The organism is Streptomyces sp. CBMA29 (assembly GCF_014596445.1).
In the GTDB taxonomy this organism is placed as follows: Bacteria; Actinomycetota; Actinomycetes; order Streptomycetales; family Streptomycetaceae; genus Actinacidiphila.
The window spans coordinates 1-1,800 of record NZ_MECL01000148.1 but is presented as its reverse complement, the minus strand read 5'-3'; the positions used below and the strand labels follow the sequence as shown (position 1 = coordinate 1,800).

At 73.9% G+C, this 1,800-nt stretch carries 2 protein-coding genes; both read right to left on the bottom strand.

The features are described from left to right. A partial coding sequence (locus BGM09_RS20020) for a GH1 family beta-glucosidase (RefSeq protein WP_188283025.1) occupies positions 1 to 1,263 on the bottom strand: 1,263 nt, incomplete at its 3' end. Positions 1,264 to 1,516: 253 nt separating this feature from the next. Next, positions 1,517 to 1,800, bottom strand: a 284-nt coding sequence (locus BGM09_RS20015) for a substrate-binding domain-containing protein (RefSeq protein ID WP_188283024.1), incomplete at its 5' end; no start/stop codon positions are given.

Below are 1,800 nucleotides of genomic sequence, written 5' to 3'. Positions count from 1 at the left end.
GTCCACGCCCGAGCGCACCGCCTCCAGCACGGCGGCCAGATGACCGGCCAGGTAGGCGATCCGCTCGGGGTCGTGGACGGCGCCCGACGGGTCGGCGTAGTCGTGGTACGCGGCGCCGTTCTCGGTGATCATCAGCGGCACGCGGGGCAGCTCCCTGTGCAGGCGGCGCAGCAGGCCGGTCAGACCCTCGGCGTCGACCGGCCAGCCCATGGCGGTGCGCGGGCCCTCCGCGGGCAGGAAGCGGACGACGCCGTCGGTGCCCGGCCACGGCGAGGGCTCCGCCGGGGAGGGGCGGCCGGGCACCGCGGAGGGCGAGGCCGCCGCGGCGGCGACCACGGTGGGGCTGTAGTAGTTGAGGCCGAGTACGTCGATCGGCCGGGAGATCGCGGCGAGGTCGCCGTCCCGTACGAACGACCAGTCGGTGAGCGCCGCCGTGTCCTCCATCAGGTCGCGCGGGTAGCGCGCGTGGAAGACCGGGTCGAGGAAGATCCGGTTCGCCAGCGCCTCGATCCTGCGCACCGCGTCCCGGTCGGCCGCGGAGTCGGAACGGCCGCGCACCGCCGCCAGGTTGAGCACCAGCGAGACCGCGGCCGTGTCAGGGAGCACTGCGCGGAGCGCGCCGACGGCCATGCCGTGCCCGAGGTTGAGGTGGTGCGCGGCGCGCAGCGCGGCGGCCGGATCGGTCCTGCCGGGCGCGTGCGTGCCGGAGCCGTAGCCCAGAAAGGCGCTGCACCAGGGCTCGTTGAGGGTCGTCCACAGCCGGATGCGGTCCCCCAGCGCCTCACCGACGAGCTCCGCGTAGTCCGCGAACCGCGCCGCCGTGTCGCGCTCGGGCCAGCCGCCCGCGTCCTCCAGCTCCTGCGGCAGATCCCAGTGGTAGAGCGTGACCACCGGCCGGATTCCCGCCTCGAGCAGCCTGTCGGTGAGCTGCCGGTAGAAGTCGAGGCCGCGCTGCACCGCGGGGCCCCGTCCGGTCGGCTGGACGCGGGGCCAGGACACCGAGAACCGGTAGTCCGTGACGCCGAGTTCGCGCATCAGCTCGACGTCCTCGGGCATCCGGTGCCGGTGGTCGGCGGCGATGTCGCCGGTGTCCCCGTTGCGCACCCGCCCCGGCGTGCTGCTGAAGGTGTCCCAGATCGACGGTGTCCGCCCGTCCTCCGTCGCCCCTCCCTCGATCTGATACGCGGCCGTGGCCGTCCCCCACCGGAATCCGGCCGGGAACCGCAGCGCCTCGGCAGTGGCGTGGTCGTCGACAGCGGTCATGTGGAAGCGCTCCCATGGGTGGTCGGTCACGGATACGCGACGGTCGGGCGGAACGGGCGGGTTCGGTGCGCCGAGAGCCGGGACCGCTCCGTCTGAGAGCGCTCTCAGGCCACCAGAAGGAGCGTGCCCGCTCCGGCGACCCCTCGTCAAGAGCCGTCACACGACGAATACGGGAGGAGTGCCGCAATTCGGCGCGCGCGGCGGAGCGGTGACGGTCCGTCTGATCAGGGTCGGCGGACCCGGCGCGGCGGCCTCAGGCGGAGGCGCGGACGATCAGCCGGGTCGGGGTGACGATGGACGACAGTGCCGGGACGGCCTCAGTGGCCAGCGCGGGCTCCAGGGCGCGCAGGAGGAGGCGGGCCATGAGGCGGCCCATTTCTTCGATGTCCTGGCGGACGGTGGTCAGGGGCGGGTCGGTCCATTCGGCGACGGAGACCATGTCGTCGAAGCCGACGACGGCGATGTCGTCGGGGACGCGGTGTCCTGTGGTGCGCAGGACGCGCAGGGCGCCGGAGGCCATGACGTCGGAGGCGGCGA